Raw genomic sequence first — 20,016 nt, 5'->3', positions numbered from 1 at the left:
GATGAAAGCACTCGAAGAGCAATTGGTCGCAGCCGAACAGGCCGTTATGGCGAGCACCGGCGGCGCGGCGTGGTGTCAGTTGCAGCGCGATGGGCGGGTGACCGGCGGCGTTAAATATGACGAGGGGCGATTGGCTGCCTTGATGGGAGCGCGCCGGCGGCTGCGCGCTGCCGATCCGTCAAGCTGGTCGCAAGTTCTTGCTGATGAGTTGCAGCAGTGGCAGCGGGCATTGACCGAAGTGCATGCCCAACCAAAGCCGGCCATGCCCTGGCTAGCCTACCGGCAAGGAGGCGTAGATGCTCTGACGGCGTTGCAAGAGGCAGTTGCCGGTGAGACAGTTTCGTAGCTGTGGGTAGCGCCGGCAGCGCGTAAGTGCAGCAATGGCCGGGCAAGGGGGAAGTTGCGCGTGCCTGATCAGCCTGATTGCTTGTTCCTGCGCGGGTTGGCAACCTTTCCCCATCGCGTAGCGGCTCAAGGGGCATGCTGTCAGTCTCTGCAATCAGCGCCTCAAGCTGCCCAATGTACACTTCTCCCATTCCACTCCAGGCATCATCATCGTCGTCAATCACCAGGGCGTGCAGCGCCAGTGGCCAGTCAGGTCGGCCATTACCATCCCCGGCGATGCGAGTATACTGCGCTGGGCGACGACTGATAGGGGTTGTGAGTGTCTGCCATGTTGGTGGGCCGATAACGCCGGCAGTCAGGCTATAGATTTCGCCCTCGCTATCACGCAGCCATACGCGGAAACGGTGACCATTGCCATCGCCAAGCAGATGAATCGCCAGCGCCGTTGTTTCGGCAGGTAGCGGGATCGCTTCACGCAATTCAAAGGCGACATAATCATTGGCGCGAGTTGTGAAGCGATATGATGCCTGCAAGATGCCGGATGGCAAGACGCGCAGCGATCCGTTCGGTTGCGCAGGTCGTTGCCACTGCGCCGACTGACTGTGAAGCTGGACGACAACCGGCGGCGACAGGGTCACAGAACGGGCCAGTGTTGACGCAAGATTGCGCATTGCGGCAGCAATTGGCTTGGGAATGCTGAAATCGGCTCTCCCGCGGCCATACGCAAACAATCCGTAGGGATTGTGCGGATCATCTTTCAGCGTGTACCAGAAGACGTGGCTGACACCGCCTTGCCAGAGGGCGCGATACGCTCTTGCGAGGTAGTCTGCTTGCTGCGCAGCGGTGGTCAAACCGAGCGCATCGCGGTCGCCGGGGCCGCTGGCCCAGCCAATTTCAGTCGCCCAGATCGGTTTAGGGCCGTAGTGGGCAGCGATGGCGCGCACACCATCGGCGGCAGCAATCAGGTTGCCCTCTTCAGGACTGAGCGGGTCTACATACGGATGAATCGCAATCACATCAAAGGCATGCCAGCCGCCGAATGCGGCAATTGCGCGCAGGAAGCCGGTATCAAACGGGTTGATACCTCCCAGCACGATGGTGGCAGTAGGATCGATTGCGCGGATAGCCCGGGCAGTTTTGATCAACAGCCGGGTGTATCGTTCGGGATCGGGTGTCGGTCGCCAGAATAACGCCTGATCCGGCTCATTCCAGATTTGCCAGTGTTTGACCAGATGTTTATACCGCTGCACGACAGCGCTGACATATGCTACGAAAGCCGTTTCATCAGGTGGCGCGAATGAAATCAGATCATCGCGGTCATTGGGGTCAGCGGTAGCCCACCCAACTGCCGGTCCTAAGACTCCCAGGATTTGTAACCGTTGCCGGCGCAGCGCGTAGAGCGCAGCGTCAGTGAAGACCCAATCCCATGTGTCCGGATGCGGTTGAATCCGGTGCCAGTGCAGATCTTCGCGCACCCACTGCACGCCGAGATCGGCCACGATTGCCGCCGGCACAGGCATGGTTGCCGCGTCGGGGTAACGGGTGGCGAGGTGGCTGTTGATACCGATTGCCAGTGGACCAACCGGCGCGCGAATAGCAATCGATTCGGTGATAAGCCGGCGCGGCGCCGGCGCGTCAGCCGCCAGGATTCCGGCTGTAGTCAGTAACAACGATATCAGGCAAAGAATACGGATCATCTGTTCTGGGTGTGCGCGGTGGAAGTGGTCTGCGTCGCTACCGTGGCGTATACCTGATGCTCTACCCATCCCTGTCCAAGTTGCCGCCAACACACAATTGTGGAGAGTGGGGTGAATCCACATCGTGCTACCAACCGACATGCAGCGGTATGTTGCGGCGCTATCAGTGCTTCGAAGCGGTCAATCCCTAATTCAGCGCCGGCAAGTGCCATTGCCACCGGCAAAGCCTCACCCATGTACCCCTTGCCACAAGAACGCTCTTCCATGCGAAACTCAATCAACGCTACCCGGCAGATGACCTGATCGATACAATCAAACCAGATGTCACCGCAGATCCGTTCAAATGGATCATCGCGTCGCACCAGAAAGAGCCGCAAGCTGTGCCGCTCGCGGCGCGCTTCGGCCTCTGCCGCCAATCGACGACGCTGCCCCTGCAAGGTAAAAAAATCGGCTGGCGGAATTGGTAGCCAGTCTTCGCCAAACGTCCATGCGCGCCGAAAGTAGCCACGCACCGCTTCGTTGTCGCATGGCTCCATCACCCGCAACCAGAGCCGTTCAGTTGTGAAGAGCGTGCTACCCATCTACGGTCTATTTGTGATCGGCGTAATTGTGATCTCATTTTGCCATACGATGATCGTGGACGCCAGATCGCTTCCTGGGGCGTTGATCAAGACTGGCGGCGCCTGAAATACGCCGGCGGTCGTGGCCTGAGCGGTGACAGTAAACCGGTATACTCCGGCAGCCAGTCTTGCGCCGCCGATCTGCGCCTGGCGACGATCGCGATCGATGCGTTGGAACGCGAAATCATGATCGGCTTCTATCTTTACCGGCGTTATTCCGGTCGGTAACGGAATGGTCACATCCAGCCGAAAGAGCGGCTGGCTAATGACCAACAACACGTCAATCTGTACTACCTGATTCATTACAAGCGGATCGGCAGCGGTGACGTAGCGCAGACGCGCGCGCACATCGCCTGTGCGACCGGCGCTGACCGTCGGACTGCGTATTGCCACCAGCGCTATCCCATTCTCAGGCTCGATCCGGAGGGAACCACCCCCAATCCGCAAGCGTTCCGTGCCGCTAATCGTTGATTGACCCGTCAGGTCATGACTGACGGTAACCGTTGCTCCGTCAGACAGCAGTTCTGCGCCAAGCGCCAGCGCTACCCGCGCCGCCTCGTAAGGTGTAGGCCAGCCATCCACCTGCCAGCGGCGCAAGAGAGCTGTTCGCCAGGTGTCCAGACGCGGGTCGGCAGGGCGATCCGCACTTAATGCCTGTACAACACTGGCGCTGACCGCAAGCGTGCTGGGAGGCAATCCTGTGGCGCCGGCCCATGCCAGGTTATTGCCGGCAGTAGCCCACAGAGAGTTGAGCATGGCGCTGCGTTCGTTAGCGAGTCGCAGCGCAGTGAATGCCAGACCAGCCGGACCAACATCGGTAAGAGTGGGTGTCTGATTGACGGTAATGCTATGCAAAAACATGACATAATCAATATAGGCCTGGGCATCAGGCGGCTGATTTGATCGTTCTCGCCGCAGATAGCGCAGCGCTGGCTCGCTCAGCTCACGCAGGCCGGGCAATGTGCGATCGAGCTGGCCGACAGCTTCGAGCACGAACGCAGTCACAAACGGATCGGATCGACTGGTCGGCCACCATCCCCAACCGCCATCGCCGTTGCGCAAAGCGCGCAGTTGCTGGAGAATGCCGGCAATAGTCGTTTGCCAATATTCTGTTTCGCTGGTGGTTGTGGCTGTCCGTTCGAGTTGGCGTCCGATCATAATGGCCGCTGCCAGCGTTTCTGCGGTTGGGGTGATAGTCTGTGCCAATCGTTGGGCCTGATCGGTCAGCGCTGCGCGCGCGCCGGCGGCAATGACGACCTCGTGTTCGCTATCAGGAAGAGTAAGATCGGTTGCGTCTGCGATAACGCGCGTTTGGCCGGCAGTTGACACCGCCCCCTCATTGATTACCGGCACAGCATATTCAATTGGCGGTAGTGGAACGCTGTCAATCACTTCATAGCGCAGACCAATGATTGACACACCCGGTTGGGGTTGCAACTGCCAGAAGACGGGTAGAGTCGATCCTGGCGGGATTGTTACTGATTGCTCGCTTGGATCAAGCAACACACCACCGCTGAGCCAGAGTCGGGCGCGAATCGAGCGGGGTTGCCGATCAACGTTGCGCAGGAGCAGGGTTGTCGTGACGGTATCGGTTTGACGCAGGGCCGGCAGTGGCACTGCGACCGCTTCCACCGGCTGGTTCGTGTCGATCAGAACACTGGCGATGGTCGCAAAACCAGATGCATAGACGGCAATGACTTCAATCCGCCAACGGCCAGGTTGCGAAGGCAATCGCACACTGACTTCGTGCTGATCATTGACAGATTGAATAGTTGCCGGCAAGATGATGCCGGTCAGCCCGCTACGTTGCGCGGTAGTCAGGTGTGCCGGCGAGAGCAACCGATTCCAGGGTTCGAGATTATTTGGTGGTGTGTTGGTCGGATTGAGGGTAACGAGGAGCGTATCAGTGGCAGCGGTAACGGTAAACGTTACTGTCGCATTGGGAAGCGCTTCGCGCAAAGACAGATTGATAGTCGGTGATGGCAGCGGGTCAATCAAAAGCATTGTGGTTGCCCACCAGACTCGTGAGCCATCATCAATCAAGGCAGTGATAGGAGTGAGTGGCGCGAATTCGGCGCTAATCGACAGATCAATCAGCTTACCCGGCTGCGCCGTCGTGATGACAGTACGGGCATCAGTCCCCTGACCGATAATTAACAACAGGCTGCCACCGCCGGCTGGTCCGGTGATCAATAAACGCGCTGTATCGCCGATGGAGTAGACAGAACGGTCGGCCACGATGGATGGTTCAGAAGTAGCGATCGGCGATCCAGCGACCCACAATACGCGCTTCGTCAATACTGACCCGACTCGCGCAATGAGTTCATATCGTCCTGAGGCCAATGGCACCAGGGCTGTCGTCATGCGACCATTGGCCGCAGTGCGCGCGCGACGGACGATCAGCGGCGGCTCAGTGGCGCTTCGCCGTAGCTCAATCTCAACCAGCGTGTTGCCAAGCGGCTGACCATCAGGATCATGCACTGACACTGTAATGGCTGCTCGTTCGTTGCGGTCGATGACGATAGGCGCATCGACTTCGAGGCGTATGTTACGCGGGATGATGATACCCTCATCGTTGCGCAGAATCTGCTCTCCGTCAGGCGTTTGCACTGTGATCCGCGCGCGATAGCGCAGCGGACGCAACAGATTCTCCTCAGCCGGCAGGTTTATCGTTACCCGTCCACTGAGATCGGTGACGGCGCTGGCTTGCGTTTCGCTGGCGGGGCCAATCGTCTCACCACTCACGCCATCGAGTTCGCTTACTGAGAGGGTTTCGAGCAGGAGGTTCCAGCTTACTGTTGCGCCACTGACAGGCAACTCGGCGCGGGTGACATTAACTGTGAGACCAGCCGGGCGAGTCGGGTTGACCCGGACATTGGTTCCGGCTGATGGCGTGCTGACGCGGAGCGGAAGCTGATATGTCGCATCGCCAATGGTTACACGCGCGGTATATTGTCCAGGTGGCAGGCGAGCGTCGAGCCTTAGACTACCGTTGAGCCATCCCTTATCGGTAATGGCGCAGGCCACAGCGGTTGGTTCACCGATCTGAGAGGCGCCATCGAGTTGAAGCTGGCACGATCTGACAGCCGGTATATCGAGCCGGCCATCTGGTTGTCGTTCGCGCACCAGGCCATTGATGCGGACGACGCCTCCCGGACGATAGCTCAGGCGGTCAACTGCAAGAAGAGCTTGAATTGCGGTGGGAAAGAGGGTAGCCGGTTCAACGCGAGCAAGGGCGATTCCGTCACCTTCAGCCAGCGCAATGATGGCGCGATTCGCGCTATTGTTAGTTTCCACCCCGGTTATCAACTGCCAGGGGATTCGCCAGAGACCCTGATCGTTGCTGCTGCCGCGCGCCAGTAGCGTCTCAGCGCCGTACAATGACAGTGGAATATTGCTGACCGGCGCGCCATCGCCTCGCTTCGTCACCCAGATCAACAGTTCACTACCATTGGGTAGCATGGTCAGGTGAAGCGATGAGATTAGCAAGAGTCGATCGGCGCGCAGGCCATTGCTGGTAGTCAAGCGCAGGTAATACGCTCCCGGTGTCAGCGGATCGCCAGCACTATTCGCCATCAAAGGCAGGAGACTCCGAACTGTCGTATCTGGTGGATCGTTGATCAGCTCACGCCAGGACCGTATCAATGGTTGACCGTAACGTTCCGGAACGAAATTGATCCACTCTCCGGGTTGAATTAAGAGTGCGCGCGCCAGTGTTGTCAGATCGAGCTGGTAAAGTTGCGCATCGATGAACGCTACATTCATGCGCTCAATGGTAATCGCCGGCTGTGATTCGACCGGAAAACTGAGCAGCGTTTCACCGGCGATACGCAACTGGGGCGGCGCGCTTGCCGTGCGAAACGTAAGCGTTACCTCCTCGGCAAGCGGAACACCGCTCTGATCACGGGTACCGATAGCTATCGTTAACGTGTACGTTGTTGCTGCCTGCACTACCGGTCGGAGACTAACCCGATTCTCTTCTACCTCAATGGTAACATCTGCTACCGGTGGGTCAAAGCGCAAGCCGGCTCGCAACCCGGCTTCATCCATTGGCGTGCTGAAGATCAGGCGTATCTCTTGCCCCGGTGCCAGCGTTTGATTCTGCCCTGGAAATGAGGCGATCAGGGTTGGTTCTGGCTCGACGGCGAAGCGCCATTCAGCCAGTGGCGCGATTGCATCTGGTGGTTGGAGCCGAACGTAATAGGTTTGTCCACTTGTCCAACCGTTGTGTGGGGTTAAAGTAACGGTATAGCGACCATCATGAGTTGAGCTACTCAGATCGCTGCTGATAGTTGGCGTGATAACCAGAGCAGCGCTAAGCAGACGTTGATCGATCGGCGCATCAAATGTTAATGTGAGCGGTTGCTGTGGGTTGACCCAGCGTTCGTCGGGCAGTGGCTTCCGTTCGAGCAGGGTTGGCCAGGGAGTTGTAAATTGCCATTGAAAGGGTTGACCCAGCTCGATACCGCGGGCATCACGCAGACTGGGGTCGAGAGTAAGGGTATACGTGGTTGCGGCGGCAAACGCACCGGTCGGCTCGATCAACAATGTTTGCGGATCAAGCCATTGCCCGCTCACCGGCAATGGCGGTGTAATGCGCAAGAAGGTAAGTGTAACCGGCTGACCGACGGCAGTTTCATCCACCATGGGCTGACTGAAGATGAGCGCGAGCGGCGCATTGCGCTGACGTGGCGCCAGTGCAGCGGTCACTGTGGGTTGGGCAGCCGTGACAAACACAACATCGAGTGGTTGGGCGAGCGATCGCCACCATCGGCTTTGCGCACTTGCCAGCAGACGAATGCGATACGTTGTATCTGGTTGTAGCGGTTGCGCTGGAATGATGCGCAACACACGCATGTCGTCCGACCATTCAAACGTTCCAGACACTGGTGGATCGATTCGCAGGGCGCGCGCCACGGTGAACGGATTCATCGGGAGGCTGAATGCGAGCGTTATCGCGCTGCGCGGTGGCACGGCCCGGCTCTGAGGCAACGGATCGCGCACTTGCACGGTTGGCGTCTCAGTCCACGGTGATAGTGGCGCCAGCCAGCGGATTGCCAGCCCAGCGAGCAAGATTACAACGACACCAGCCAGTACGATTGTCCAAAGGTGGGCCAGCAGCCGCATCCAGCGCCGGATGCCTCGTATCATGCTATCGAGTCGAACCGGATGAGCCATGATACTTACCGCGCTGAAGGGGTTGGGGGCAATGATTGGTTTGTTCGTGCTCGTGTTTTTGTCATCTGCGAAGTATGGTGTCGAACAGGACTGGAGAACAACGACGAACATCCATTGCGCAATTCCCAATCGACCTGCCTGAATTGCGCGCGCTGCGCAAACGATGCCTCAGGTCTTACCAGGGCTGTCACAAATGTCATGGTTCACTCGCGCTGTTTGCAAACCTTAGAACGAGTATCAGTATACCATTGCTGCGGCCAGAATATGCGCGCGATTCTCGTCCATCCATTTTGACAACCACTGGCCTTGCCCTAACAGTTCCAGGTGATAATCCGGTTCGGCGTCTGGCGTGCTTAAGGCGCGGCGCAGGTTGCCCTGCAACCACACTGTCTCAAGCATCGCCGGCAATGCCTGAGCTTCATTGCGCGATAGCGGCATAATCGCATTATACGCCCTCAGCAAGAGTCGAACTCGCTCAAGATCCAACGGCGCGCGATAGACTCCCCACATTGACCAGTTGGGTGGCGGCGGACCAATCGCCATATCCACCAGCGCGTCAACCACATCGACCAGCCGGGCATCGATGCAAATCTGATCGTAGTCGATGAGCGCCGCTACTGCATCACCGCGGAAAATCAGATTGTCGCGGTGCATGTCTCCGTGAATCAGCAAGTGTGGTAGCGCGGCGTAAGCCTCGTCACTTAATTGTCGGCGCAGTTCGGCAATGCGCCGTTCATACCAGTGCAGGATGACCGTCAGATCGCCGAGCAGGTCGCGGGTGATGAGCCGTTCGGTCAGGCTGCTCAAGCCGGACGGCAGGTAGCGTGATGGCGGCGGCGGCGGTGGATCAGGAAAATCGCTTACAGCGCGGTGATAGCTGGCCAGCACTCGACCAACATCGCTAAGCTGACGCGGGCGAGTCGGGTTAAATTCATCGCCAATGATGAAGACACTCAACTCATATACCCGGTCATTGATGATAACAACCGTCTCGCCGTTGCGCGCCGGCAATACCCGTGGCGCCGGAAAGCCACGCTGACGCAGCCACTCGAGTAAACGGTGGCGCAGGCGGATCGACTGTAAGCCGATATGTCGTCGGTTGCGCCGCATGACAAAGCGGCCTACGGTCGTTTCAACGAAGGCGGTTTCATTGATTGCGCCATGGCTGGCCGGGCGACTTGAACGTAACTCACCGACTTCGTAAAGTGCTAATACGCGGGCAATGTCATCGTGGGTTAGCATTGAGCTACCTCATAGCCATGCTCAGGTGTTCATTGTACCATCGAGCAGTATCAGACAGTGCAGGTCGCTGTGCTGCCAGCGGAGCGTTGACCGGCAATGACTGACCGTCACGCAATAAAACGATACACCGCTGACGGAAGCTGCTGGGAACCTGGTTGACAATGTTCTCTGTAACCGATACAGTCAATACTGTAGCTCAGCTTAATGTGACCACATTTCTCTGTGGTATACTTACAGACATGGGACATGGATCGGGTACCTATATCCAACCGACTGTGCGAGTGCCGCTCTCTACCGGTGCGCCGCTGGTAGAAGCAACGTTTTTTGCTCGTTCCGGTCAGTTTCTGGTTGAAGCGCAGATGGGCGGTCGCATGGTGCGCGCCCATCTCTCTGATCGTGGTCGTTTGACCGATCTGCTGGTGCCCGGCGCGCGCTTATTGCTGGCTCCCCGCGAGGAGGTTGGGCGCAAGACGGCATTTCAGGTGGTGGCCGTGTATCAGGGGCACGACCTGGTGTCGCTCGATACCCAACTGCCTAATCGGCTTGTTGCCGCTGCTCTATCGCTGGGTGCTTTGCCGCAATTCTCGCGCTATTCTCGGGTTCAGCGTGAAGTTCGGCTCGGCCCGCATCGCATTGACTTTCGCCTCAGCGAAGGACTCGATACTTGCCTGATTGAAGTTAAATCGGTGACACGCATCATCGATCATGTCGCCGTGTTTCCTGATGCTCCGACTGAGCGCGGCAGTCACCATCTCGAGCTGCTGATCAACGCCGCCCGTAATGGTCAACGCGCGGCAGTAGTGTTCATCATCCAGCGTTCACAGGGATGCGCCTTTGCTCCTGACGAAGAAGTCGATGTCGCGTTCAGTCGCGCCTTGCGCACTGCCCGTTCGATAGGTGTGGAAATATATGCCTATGTCTGCCCGGTAAGCATATCGGGTGTGACGTTAGGCCGTGAAGTGCCAATGTTTGCTTCACTTAGCGCCGTGCCGCTCGAACTGCGCCGCGATGGTTGCGCCGGTTGATGTTTTAGGGTCTCTTTCCCCTATGGTTTCGGCGACGACCTGTTTCCGGTATACTCTGCCAGTAACCTCCCCAGCGCCTCATTCAACACGCGATACCCTTCCGCATTAATGTGCAACAGATCAGTCTGATACGGTTCGGCAACGTATCCATCCACGCCAGCCAGCAACGCTGCGCTATCGAAAACGATCACGTCAGGCGCAGCGAGCGCGGCAATCGCCTCGTTCACGCGCATGATTGCAGACTGAATCAGGCTTGTTGCCGGATCGAGCCGCTCGAAGGCATTGGGGCCAAGCGGGAAGATCGTGGTCACGATGACTCGACTCCCTTCCGAACGGGCCAGGTCAACAATGGCGCGCAGGTTGGCAATGGTGGTTTGAATGATGGTTTCAGTATCGCGCTCAAACACTGCCAGCGCAGTGAGATCGTTTACCCCAACCTGCACGATGACCAGTTCCGGCTTGAGCGGGCTAACGTGCATGACATAACGTAACCGCGCCTGCGCAGTGGTATGACCGGGCACGCCACGATTGACAATGGTGAACCCCGCTGGGGCCGGCCACGCCGCCGCTCGCGAGTCGCCGAAAAAGACGAAACGCGCCGATGTGGTTGGCGTGGCGTCAATCGCTGTCAACCCAAGCGGATCGAGTCGGACGAGGTGAAAGAGTCGTTCGTAATGGCGCGCGCGTTGCCAGGCCAGGATGCCGGCCAGACAGGCTGCGCCGAACAGGGCAAGGCCAAGCAGATAGAACCGGCGGATCAAAGTGCTCTCTCCTGTGATGGTGGTTCTCGAAACGGTTGCGTACAGCTTAATTGTAACCATTTCTCTCCACGTCGGTCTGTTTGTGGAAACGCAGCCTGCGCCAGCGTCGGGCTATGTTTGGGTTTGCGCAGTCACAGGCTGGCGTTCCACTGCGGGCAGTCGGGCTGCGCTGATAGCAATCGCCAGGCATGCCACGCTGCTCACCAGAAAGGCGCTGCCCAGCCCAAACGGCCCCACAACCAGAGCGCCAATCAGCGGCGCAACCGCGCGCGCTGCCGAGACGATTGAGCTATCGAGACCGTACACTGCGCCTTCGCTGCCGGCAGCAGTGTAGCGCCCCAGCAATGCGCTTAACGATGGTGTAATCCCGCCAATGGCCGCTCCACTCAGTGCCTGTAGTACGAGTAGTTGCCAGACATTACTGACCGCTCCCTGTGGCGCAAAGGCCAGACCGGCCAGCAGCGCGCTCCCTATTAAGACCTGTCGGTGCCCGATACGATCGCCAAGCTTGCCTAACCAGATCGCCGTCGCAGTGCCGGCTGCCGATGAAACGCCAACGATCAGGCCGGTGTACGCGCTGACCGGATCATCGCCGCTGAGCAGACTGGCAATAAACAACGGCGCAAACGGTAGCAAAATCGTCTGACTGAGACTGCTCAGAAAGCGCATACCGTAGGCGGCAGCGATGCCGGGTGTGCGCGCAATCACTAACCAGCTTTGCAGCATCCCGATGCGCTGGCGTGGCTGTGCCGTTGGCGCTTTTCCGCCGCCACGCACTCCGACCGTTACCAGAACGCCAGAGGCAAGGAGCAGCGCTGCTGTAGTGATAAACGTCGCCCGAAACCCCAACGTCTCGGCCATAATACCGCCGATCAAGGGGCCGGCAGCGGTGCCGCTCCACAGGCCCATCTGTAACGTTCCCATCGCGAACCCCATCCGCTCGCGTGGGGTTACCGTTGCCACCAGCGCGTTGGCGGCTGAAATAGTGCCGGTAATCATGCCTTGAATGGCGCGCAGTAAGGTCAATTCCTCTGCCGAACGGGCAAACCCCATCAGCAAGAGAATGATGGCGCCACCGTACATTGCCCGCTCGACCATCAGTTTATAGCCGAGTCGGTCGGCCAGCGATCCCCAGATCGGCGCGGCGATGGCCATTGTCAGGGCCTGAAGTGAAAAGACCAGTCCTGCCCATAACGCGACATCGCCAACGGTGGCAACACCGAGTTCGGCAACGTAAAGTGGGAGAAAAGGAAAAATTATTGAAAATCCGATCGCCGAAAGAAATTGTGCGGCGAACGTGATCCAGAGTGTTGTTTGCCAGCGTGTTTGCATGAGAGTGCGCAATATTTATGCAATTATGGAAGCGCCCTACGATCTGCTTTCCTGCCAGGTAACAGGGCATCGTTATATCAGCGGAATTGAGCCAATACCTGCGTCGCGAATGCTTCCAGCCGGTCAAGATCGTCAAGATCGAGCCATTGCGCCATGATCCGTTCGACGCCAACCTCAGCAAAAGCCTGGATCTGCGTGACGATCTCGCTAGCCGTACCGACCAGCACACCACGTTCCTGAAGTTGCGTCCGGTTGCGGCCAGCCAGCAATCGTTCTACTTCGCGCTCGTCGCGCCCAAAGACCGATCCGGTCATCAGCGAGCGACGCACTGCCGTTCGCGTCCGCCCAGCCTCGGTTAACAATGCATCGAGCCGACTGTTCAATTCGGCAAACCGGTTGGGCGAAACAAAGACAGCGTTCCACTCATCGGCGTAGCGAGCAGTTAATGCCAGGGTGCGTTTTTCGCCATTGCCACCAATCACGATCGGCGGCCCACCCGGTCGTTGCGGGCGCGGCAGCAGGATAGCCTCGCGCAACTGGTAATATTCACCGATCCACGTGACCGGCGTATCGCTACGCAGCAGGCGCGTGATCACTTCCAGGCCTTCGGTAAAGCGCTGAAACCGTGGCCCGACCGGCAACAGATCGAAGCCAAACATAGTGTGTTCGCGCTCCTGCCAGCCTGCGCCAAGCCCAAGGTGGAGCCGTCCGCCGGACAGATCATCGACTGCCGCTGCCATGCGCGCAGTGAGCGCTGGATGGCGGAAGGAAACCGGGGAAACCAGTGGGCCGAATTCAATCCGTTTGGTGTGAGCGGCAAGCCAGGTCAGTGAAACCCACAGTTCGAGCGAATCTTTTTCTGGCGGATTGGCGTTGGTGAAGTGATCAGAGCGGTACAACCCGACGAATCCAAGATCCTCCGCGGCCTGAGCCAGTCGTTGCCAGCGTGGCCAGGTGAGGCCATTCTGACCTTCGATCATGAGGGCGATTTCAATTGGCATGGAGACGCTCCTTTGTTGCGCGGCGCAGGGCTTTCCCCGCAGCCGTGGTATAGTATCAGCGCGCCGCGTTGCGGCACCTTATGAGTATACCGCGAAAAATAGTTGATGCGTCCATTTTTTGTTTACGGAACGTTAAAGCGGGGACAATCCAACTATACCCGCTTACTAGCCGGACAGACGGCTAGCGAGATGCGAGCCTGGTTACCCAACGCCGCGCTCTACACTGCCGGCCCCTATCCATTTCTGGCGCAGGCAGTTGATCTGGTTCCGCCAGGATCGACTGTTATCGGTGAGCTGATCGAGATACTTCCTGATCGCTATCAGCGCGTATTGGCCCTGCTCGATGAACTGGAGGATTATGTGCCCGGGCGGGCGGGTAATCTCTACGAGCGGGTGGTTATGACCGTTTATACCGAGTCTGGCCCACGCGAGGCGTGGGTGTATCTTGCCGGAGATGCCGCCGAGGCAATGATCCGGCAAGGTCGGTTTCGCCTCATCGTTGGCGGCGAGTGGTAAGCTGCTGTAATGGAGTGTCACAATGGCACAACGCATTGTCAATCTCGGGCTGGTGCAGATGCGCTGCACCGCTGACCCGGAAACCAATATGGCGACGGCTGAAGCCGGCATTCGCGCCGCCGCTGAGCAGGGGGCGCGCATTGTGTGCTTGCCCGAACTGTTTCGCTCGCTCTATTTCTGTCAGAGTGAAAATCACGACTTCTTTGCCCTGGCCGAGCCAGTACCTGGCCCTAGCACCGAGCGTCTAAGTAAGCTGGCTGCCGAACTCGAGATCGTGATCGTTGCCAGCCTGTTTGAGAAGCGGGCTGAGGGTCTGTACCACAACACAGCGGCAGTGATCGATGCCGATGGTCGCTATCTGGGTAAGTATCGCAAGATGCACATTCCCGACGATCCGCTCTTCTACGAGAAGTTTTACTTCACTCCCGGCGATCTCGGCTTCAAGGTGTTCAAAACTCGCTATGCGCGGATCGGAGTGCTGATTTGCTGGGATCAGTGGTATCCCGAAGCGGCGCGCCTGACCGCGTTGCGCGGCGCTGACATCCTGTGCTACCCAACAGCCATTGGCTGGCATCCTGCCGAGAAAGCTGAATATGGTGTCGCCCAACACCAGAGCTGGGAGATCATCCAGCGTTCACACGGCATTGCGAACGGTTGTTATGTGGTCAGCATCAACCGCACCGGTCACGAAGGCGACCCTGCCGGCGGGATCGAGTTTTGGGGCCAGAGTTTTATCTCTGATCCATCAGGTACAGTCATCGTTCGCGCTCCGGTTGACGAGCCGGCAGTGCTGGTTGCTCCGGTCGATCTAGGCCGCATCGATGTTCAGCGCACACACTGGCCTTTTCTGCGCGATCGCCGCATCGACGCTTACAGTGACATTACGCGACGCTATATCGATGAGGAGTAAGCTTCATGCCAACCCCTGCAGAATTGGGCTACCGTATGCCAGCCGAGTGGGAACCGCATCAGGCAACGTGGCTGTCGTGGCCGCACAAAGAGGCAAGCTGGCCGGGCATCATCGACCGGATCTGGCCGGTCTATGCGCGCTTTGTCGCTGAGCTGGCGCGCGGCGAGACTGTGCATATCAATGTGAACGATGCTGCAATGGCGGCGCAGGCGCGCGCGTTTCTGGACGAAGCGGGCGCAACTGGCGACATCCGTTTCCACGAGTTTCCTACCAATGACGCCTGGTGCCGCGATCACGGCGCCATCTTTGTCGTCCGTGACGGGCCACACGGGCGCGAGATAGCGGCAACCGATTGGGAATTCAATGCCTGGGGCGGCAAATATCCGCCGTTCGATCTCGACAACCAGATCCCTGCTCGGATGGCTGAATATCTCAACGTGCCCCGTTTTGTCGGCGAGATGGTGCTCGAAGGCGGTTCAATCGATGTTGACGGCAATGGTCTCCTGCTCACCTCCGAGCAGTGCTTGCTCAATCCTAACCGCAACCCGCACCTCGACCGCGCGGCTATCGAACAGCGCCTGCGCGATATGCTGGGAGTTCATACCATTCTCTGGCTGGGTGAAGGTATCGTTGGCGATGATACCGATGGACATATCGATGATATTGCCCGCTTCGTTGCGCCGGGCACGGTGGTAGCAGCCGTGGAGGAGGATCCGGGCGACGAAAATTACCATCCACTGCAAGACAATCTACGTCGGTTGCAGTTGATGCGCGATGCTGCCGGGAGACCGCTTACGGTGTTGACGATCCCGATGCCGCCACCGATCGTTTTTCAAGGGCAGCGTCTCCCTGCTTCGTATGCTAATTTCTATATCGCCAACCATGCTGTCATCGTGCCGGTGTTCAACCATCCCAACGATCAGCGAGTCTGTGAAGTGTTGCAGCGTTGTTTCCCCACCCGGCGCATGATCGGTATTGACGCTACAGAAGTTGTCTGGGGGTTAGGCGCCTGGCACTGCCTCAGCCAACAGGTGCCGGCGGCAGGGTAACGGGTGTATTGAGGTGAGAGCGGGGTTGTTTGCAAACGGTAAATTGCCTCGCTCTCCCTGCCCGACTACATTCGGCTGGTCTGATCGCTAGCGATTCTGCTCGAGCACTTCACGAATGCGCTCGTGTGGTTCGATCACCAGAATCCCTGCTGAGCGAGCAACTGGCGCCAGTTCTGCCGGTTCCAGCACACAAAGAAAAGGATTGTCGCCGCCGAGCGCGCGGTGATCGGCGGTGCTGAGACAAAACAGATCGAACGTTCCCATAATGTACCGGGGCAATTCAAACACCCCGGTTGCGCCAGCTTCAAGCTCGATCCAGCGATCCATTGTCGGCACACTTACGACCATTGCCTCAGGCGCGGCATTGCGCACCGTCAACGCCGGTTCACGGTTTGGCGTAAGTGTGACGCTCGCCGGTGAACAACCGGCAGCGTTAATAGTGAGATCAACCATCGGCGCTGACGTTGTTGCGCATGCGCTCAAGCTTAGTGCCACCAACGCGCATACTACAAATCGCCTTAGCCGATCCACATCAATCATCCCCCGAGGTGAGATTACCGGCATTGCTGGATGAGCGGCACGAATATCTGATGACCGGTGCTGGCCGGTGTCGTGGCTGAGAGATTTGGCGGCAGGTCGGCACCACGCGCGATGCCCAGCGGCGTGTAAGCTGACAGGCCAGGAAAGACAACACCGAGCTGTGGATTCGCCAGGCGCCGAATCAGAATCTCGCTCAACACCTGTCGAAAATCAGTCGTAATTGCCAGATCCTGTCGCTGATCGAGCTGATCGGGATGCAACCCCGGCCAGGTTCCGTACACCTTACCCCCGTTGACATTACCACCCAGCACCATCATTACATTGCCGTGACCGTGGTCGGTGCCATTGGATTGATTACGCCCCAGTCGGCGGCCAAACTCGCTCAAGACGACAATCGTTAGCCGGTTATGGAATGAGGCCAGGTCGCTGTAGAATGCATGCAACCCTTGTGAGAGGATACCGAGCCGGTCAGGCAGATAGCCGGTGCCATCGCTATTCGCCTGCGACTCGTGAGTGTCCCAGCCGCCGAAGTCAATTGTGGCGACCTGCAAGCCGATCTCGGCCTTGATCAATTGTGCCACCGTTTTCAGCGAGTCGCCAAACGAACCGGAAGGGTAAGTGATACCACTGGCCGGTGTATAGCTCTCCAATCCTCTCATCAGATCGATAATCTGCGTTACCCGGCGACCCGCCGTTGCCAGCGGGTTAATCGCGCTGCGATTATACATCTCGCGTAGTGTGCTGAGGAAGGGGTAATTCTCCTGTTGGCGGTTGTAGCGATAGCCCGTGTAGACACGGAACCGTTGTGGCGACGACATCGCCACCGCCGCCGGATGTTCCAGCAGGCTGGCCGGCGTGGCGTGGTTTGCCGCCACTACCGGCAGGAGGCTGGTTGTGCTACCCTGCGCCTGCAAGTGGCGGGTAATCCAGCCGGTGCTGGTCGTCTTATTCCCCGGTGTGCCCCGCTCGATGTAATCCATTGCATCAAAGTGGCTGCGGGTATCATCATTCAAACCGCATGCATGGATGAATGCCAGATGACCACCGTTGTACAATTCGCGGAGGTGTGGCATCCGGCTATTCAGGCCAAAGCTGCTGCTATTGCTATACGACGGATTGCGCGGATCGATCAGCAACGGACTATTCGGGCCGCTGGTCGGCAGTGCCAGGCTCCCGCGGGATGTGCGGTAGAAGCTATCGTCAAATGGGCTGAGCAAGCTCAATCCATCGCAACCGCCGCGCAAGAAGATCTGGACAAAGATCTCATTGGTAGCCTGAGGCCGGGCAGGTTCAGCAAAGGCTAATTGACCGATCCGGGCCGCAGCCATAGCGGCAATAGCGGCGCTGCAACCCATTAGAAATTCGCGTCGAGTCCACTGCATAGCAAGGTTGCTCCTCTTGGGTGGGGTGAAGTCGTGGTAGATGCCGTTATCACGTCATATCGGTGTTTGCGAAAAAGCCGCTCATGCTCGTTGTTCATCAACCGGAGGTAGCTTTCTACCGCAACCAGAACTCCGGACTACATGCCAGCAACTGCACCATCGTCACAATCCGTTCGTTGACTGCGGCAGGATTGTTCCAATCTGGCGCGCCACTCAGCGGTCGCGGCGGTTGATTGGGATCCTGGCCCTGGGCCAGAAAGTTGATGAGGAGCGTTCGCAGATCACCGTAGGGGATATACGTAAGCATGCGTTGCAGCCAGAAATCAACGATCCCGGTACACGATAAACCGCCTGGCGTTTGGCCGACAATATCGATTGCCACATTGCCGCCCCAGCTTTGCTGAACGGTGTAGAACATATTCCACGTATTGATCAGCGCATTGGTATTGGCCCAATAGTCGGCTCGATCAGGATGGCCGGTTGGGGTATCCCAACCGAACAAACGATGACCGGTTTGGTCGGCGCTCCAGAGCAAATTACCCCAATATCGCTCACTAACGGAAGCATCATCGTTGGGCAATGTAGCATTGGTAGCGCGCAGAAATGCCCAGATTGCCTCGAGCGGTCGGCGCAGCTTGCGCCCAAAGATAGCTTTTGCCTCTGGCGAAAGGAGAATCGCCTCAACGACTCGCCGGATCTGATCCGGCGAGTCGCGATGTTGCATCCAGACGTTATAGGCTGTATCGACCAGTGACACCGGCGGATCATCGGCAACCAGCCGCCGGCACAGTTTGGCGCAGATGTGGCGGGCCGTGCCCGGATGGCGGGCTGTCAAGCGTAGGGCCATTTCGCCATCGCGTTGCGCGCCGTTGTTGTAGGGGAAATTGGGCGCAGGTGGAAAACCAGGCGCTGGTGCAGGCGCCAATACCGTCTTCGGAAAGTTATCGTGCCACGACTCCATCAAATAGAATGCGCCGGTATTCGGTCTGCCGTCGCGTCCGTTGGCGATCGTCCATCCGGTGAGGCACCGCGACGCTTCGTACACATCGTAGTCGATATAAGCGGCGGCGAAGCGTTCAGAACCGTACTCTACCACCGGGATATTTTCGCGTCGGTCATAAAATTTCAGATAATTATCACTCCCCAGAGTATGTAACTCAAACAACTCGCGGGCGAAATTCTCATTGCCACCCTCGCCGCCACCGGCGCGGTTGCTGACGTTGTTGAGGTAATACATCATTGCCACGCTCTTGGTGACATCGAGCAGCATCGCGTTGAAGTTACCGAGGGCGTGAGCGCGAATGATGCGGTCATAATCCGGCCAGGTTGCCGCGATGCGGCTATCTGATTCGGCGCGAACGTTGAAGTGGTTATGCCAGAAATCGACCAATACCTCGAAGAGCTGGCGACGACTGTAGACGGCCCGAATCCAGGTGGCAACCCGCACCTCGTTATAGGGCAGCGTTCGCTCTGCCCATGGCAGATCGGGCACCACTCGCTGCTGCCAGAGGGTTTCACGAGCAGCGTTCAGCCAGGTGAGGGGACGAACTTCATTAACCGTTGTGCTATTGTGGGTGTACTGAATCTTCAATCGCGCCGAATTGATCCGATTATCACAAGGCGTATCGTCGATACTCGCGGGGTTCAGTTGCTGGCGTACCCAGTTATCGAACTGCTCTTCCACAGTCGAACCTGGGGTCGCATCATACATTGCCGCCAGTTCTGGACTAGGCCCAAAAGCCAATCGCCGCAGCGCAATAGTGCGCAGAGAAGCCGGCTGGCCAGGCGAGCAGGCAGCAACCGGCGTCGGTGAATTGCCGAGCGCGGCCAGACCGGTGGCAGCCAGGCCAGCGATCAGCCGCGTGCCACTCTCTATCAAGTCACGACGGGTTATTTCCATAGGGTATTCCTGGAATGGATAATGAATAGATCGTCATCATATGGCCTGTCAAAATTGTAATCTTTACAAGACAAAGCCGGAATCACCCGAAAGTACTGTTTGTTACTACTACATTGTTGATAGGTGATGGCAACATTGAGAACTTCCCGTTAGAAAGAAAGTCAAATTGAGATGTATGAGCACACAGTTTGATTGACTGTTCAATCCAGTTGAAAGGGTGAGACAGGTTGGTGAGAGCAAACGTTTCTTGTCGAAGTTTGGCAATGGCAAAGAAACAACGATAGGAATATCAACGTCCATGCCCATCTCCCTGAGATTGATGTATAACCCGCAGCGCGGAACGGGGACAGGGACACCACCGCTCTCGGCGCGAGCAAGCTGTATGTGGGTGGAATACCACCCCGCAGCGCGGAACGGGGACATGGACGCTCCCGCTCTCGGCGCGAGCAAGCTGTATGTGGGTGGAATACCACCCCGCAGCGCGGAACGGGGACAGGGACACCACCGCTCTCGGCGCG

General features: G+C 58.0%; 14 protein-coding genes. 4 read left to right on the top strand and 10 right to left on the bottom strand.

What is annotated here, in order from left to right:
• Window positions 1-110: 110 nt before the first annotated feature.
• The 4 genes from Q0650_RS04460 to Q0650_RS04445 form a co-directional block, all read right to left on the bottom strand.
• Entirely contained in the window at window positions 111-2,042 is a 1,932-nt protein-coding gene (locus Q0650_RS04460) for a glycosyl hydrolase (protein WP_298816335.1), read from the bottom strand.
• Window positions 2,039-2,623: a GNAT family N-acetyltransferase gene (locus Q0650_RS04455; RefSeq protein WP_298816333.1), complete on the bottom strand. Its 585-nt coding sequence runs from the start codon at window positions 2,621-2,623 to the stop codon at window positions 2,039-2,041. The genes Q0650_RS04460 and Q0650_RS04455 overlap by 4 nt, the downstream gene beginning before the upstream one ends.
• Window positions 2,624-7,840 carry an Ig-like domain-containing alpha-2-macroglobulin family protein gene (locus Q0650_RS04450; protein ID WP_298816329.1) on the bottom strand — a complete coding sequence of 1,739 codons (5,217 nt, stop codon included), beginning with the start codon at window positions 7,838-7,840 and terminating at the stop codon, window positions 2,624-2,626.
• Window positions 7,841-8,077: 237 nt separating this feature from the next.
• Window positions 8,078-9,082 (bottom strand): homoserine kinase, encoded by a 1,005-nt coding sequence (locus Q0650_RS04445; protein WP_298816327.1) that lies wholly within the window; start codon window positions 9,080-9,082, stop codon window positions 8,078-8,080.
• A 239-nt stretch (window positions 9,083-9,321) separates the two neighbouring features.
• Between Q0650_RS04445 and sfsA the strand changes: the two genes are divergently transcribed.
• A complete protein-coding gene (sfsA, locus tag Q0650_RS04440) occupies window positions 9,322-10,107 on the top strand; it encodes a DNA/RNA nuclease SfsA (RefSeq protein ID WP_298816325.1) in 786 nt (261 codons plus the stop codon).
• 20 nt (window positions 10,108-10,127) lie between these two features.
• On the opposite strand, the gene Q0650_RS04435 is transcribed toward sfsA, so the two are convergent.
• The 3 genes from Q0650_RS04435 to Q0650_RS04425 form a co-directional block, all read right to left on the bottom strand.
• A complete protein-coding gene (locus Q0650_RS04435) occupies window positions 10,128-10,868 on the bottom strand; it encodes an SGNH/GDSL hydrolase family protein (RefSeq protein WP_298816323.1) in 741 nt (246 codons plus the stop codon).
• Window positions 10,869-10,979: 111 nt separating this feature from the next.
• Window positions 10,980-12,200 carry an MFS transporter gene (locus Q0650_RS04430; RefSeq protein WP_298816321.1) on the bottom strand — a complete coding sequence of 407 codons (1,221 nt, stop codon included), beginning with the start codon at window positions 12,198-12,200 and terminating at the stop codon, window positions 10,980-10,982.
• A 77-nt stretch (window positions 12,201-12,277) separates the two neighbouring features.
• Window positions 12,278-13,201 (bottom strand): LLM class F420-dependent oxidoreductase, encoded by a 924-nt coding sequence (locus Q0650_RS04425; RefSeq protein WP_298816319.1) that lies wholly within the window; start codon window positions 13,199-13,201, stop codon window positions 12,278-12,280.
• A gap of 105 nt (window positions 13,202-13,306) precedes the next feature.
• Between Q0650_RS04425 and Q0650_RS04420 the strand changes: the two genes are divergently transcribed.
• The 3 genes from Q0650_RS04420 to Q0650_RS04410 are packed head-to-tail and all read left to right on the top strand — an operon-like array spanning window position 13,307 to window position 15,676.
• A complete protein-coding gene (locus Q0650_RS04420; RefSeq protein WP_298816317.1) occupies window positions 13,307-13,717 on the top strand; it encodes a gamma-glutamylcyclotransferase family protein in 411 nt (136 codons plus the stop codon).
• A 22-nt stretch (window positions 13,718-13,739) separates the two neighbouring features.
• Window positions 13,740-14,627 (top strand): carbon-nitrogen hydrolase, encoded by an 888-nt coding sequence (locus Q0650_RS04415; protein ID WP_298816315.1) that lies wholly within the window; start codon window positions 13,740-13,742, stop codon window positions 14,625-14,627.
• A 5-nt stretch (window positions 14,628-14,632) separates the two neighbouring features.
• Window positions 14,633-15,676, top strand: a complete 1,044-nt coding sequence (locus Q0650_RS04410) for an agmatine/peptidylarginine deiminase (RefSeq protein ID WP_298816313.1) — start codon at window positions 14,633-14,635, stop codon at window positions 15,674-15,676.
• An 87-nt stretch (window positions 15,677-15,763) separates the two neighbouring features.
• On the opposite strand, the gene Q0650_RS04405 is transcribed toward Q0650_RS04410, so the two are convergent.
• The 3 genes from Q0650_RS04405 to Q0650_RS04395 form a co-directional block, all read right to left on the bottom strand.
• Window positions 15,764-16,216, bottom strand: coding sequence for a cupredoxin domain-containing protein (locus Q0650_RS04405; RefSeq protein WP_298816450.1), 453 nt, complete (start codon window positions 16,214-16,216; stop codon window positions 15,764-15,766).
• Window positions 16,217-16,230: 14 nt separating this feature from the next.
• Complete coding sequence (locus Q0650_RS04400) at window positions 16,231-17,598, bottom strand: DUF1501 domain-containing protein (RefSeq protein ID WP_298816311.1); 1,368 nt, start codon at window positions 17,596-17,598, stop codon at window positions 16,231-16,233.
• Between the two features lie 115 nt (window positions 17,599-17,713).
• A complete protein-coding gene (locus Q0650_RS04395) occupies window positions 17,714-19,498 on the bottom strand; it encodes a DUF1800 domain-containing protein (RefSeq protein WP_298816310.1) in 1,785 nt (594 codons plus the stop codon).
• Window positions 19,499-20,016 lie beyond the last annotated feature (518 nt).

Source organism: uncultured Chloroflexus sp. (genome assembly GCF_937129525.1).
Lineage (GTDB): Bacteria > Chloroflexota > Chloroflexia > Chloroflexales > Chloroflexaceae > Chloroflexus.
The sequence above is the reverse complement of the archived record's forward strand: the minus strand, read 5'-3'. Positions and strand labels throughout refer to the sequence as shown.

What these genes read in the sequence shown, in the direction of transcription:
- Q0650_RS04445 (WP_298816327.1), bottom strand. Translation starts at nt 9,082, where the DNA reads ATGCTAACCCACGATGACATTGCCCGCGTATTAGCACTTTACGAAGTC.
- Q0650_RS04395 (WP_298816310.1), bottom strand. Translation starts at nt 19,498, where the DNA reads ATGGAAATAACCCGTCGTGACTTGATAGAGAGTGGCACGCGGCTGATC.
- Q0650_RS04415 (WP_298816315.1), top strand. Translation starts at nt 13,740, where the DNA reads ATGGCACAACGCATTGTCAATCTCGGGCTGGTGCAGATGCGCTGCACC.
- Q0650_RS04410 (WP_298816313.1), top strand. Translation starts at nt 14,633, where the DNA reads ATGCCAACCCCTGCAGAATTGGGCTACCGTATGCCAGCCGAGTGGGAA.
- Q0650_RS04430 (WP_298816321.1), bottom strand. Translation starts at nt 12,200, where the DNA reads ATGCAAACACGCTGGCAAACAACACTCTGGATCACGTTCGCCGCACAA.
- Q0650_RS04455 (WP_298816333.1), bottom strand. Translation starts at nt 2,623, where the DNA reads ATGGGTAGCACGCTCTTCACAACTGAACGGCTCTGGTTGCGGGTGATG.
- Q0650_RS04405 (WP_298816450.1), bottom strand. Translation starts at nt 16,216, where the DNA reads ATGATTGATGTGGATCGGCTAAGGCGATTTGTAGTATGCGCGTTGGTG.
- Q0650_RS04400 (WP_298816311.1), bottom strand. Translation starts at nt 17,598, where the DNA reads ATGCAGTGGACTCGACGCGAATTTCTAATGGGTTGCAGCGCCGCTATT.
- Q0650_RS04420 (WP_298816317.1), top strand. Translation starts at nt 13,307, where the DNA reads ATGCGTCCATTTTTTGTTTACGGAACGTTAAAGCGGGGACAATCCAAC.
- sfsA (WP_298816325.1), top strand. Translation starts at nt 9,322, where the DNA reads ATGGGACATGGATCGGGTACCTATATCCAACCGACTGTGCGAGTGCCG.
- Q0650_RS04460 (WP_298816335.1), bottom strand. Translation starts at nt 2,042, where the DNA reads ATGATCCGTATTCTTTGCCTGATATCGTTGTTACTGACTACAGCCGGA.
- Q0650_RS04450 (WP_298816329.1), bottom strand. Translation starts at nt 7,840, where the DNA reads ATGGCTCATCCGGTTCGACTCGATAGCATGATACGAGGCATCCGGCGC.
- Q0650_RS04425 (WP_298816319.1), bottom strand. Translation starts at nt 13,201, where the DNA reads ATGCCAATTGAAATCGCCCTCATGATCGAAGGTCAGAATGGCCTCACC.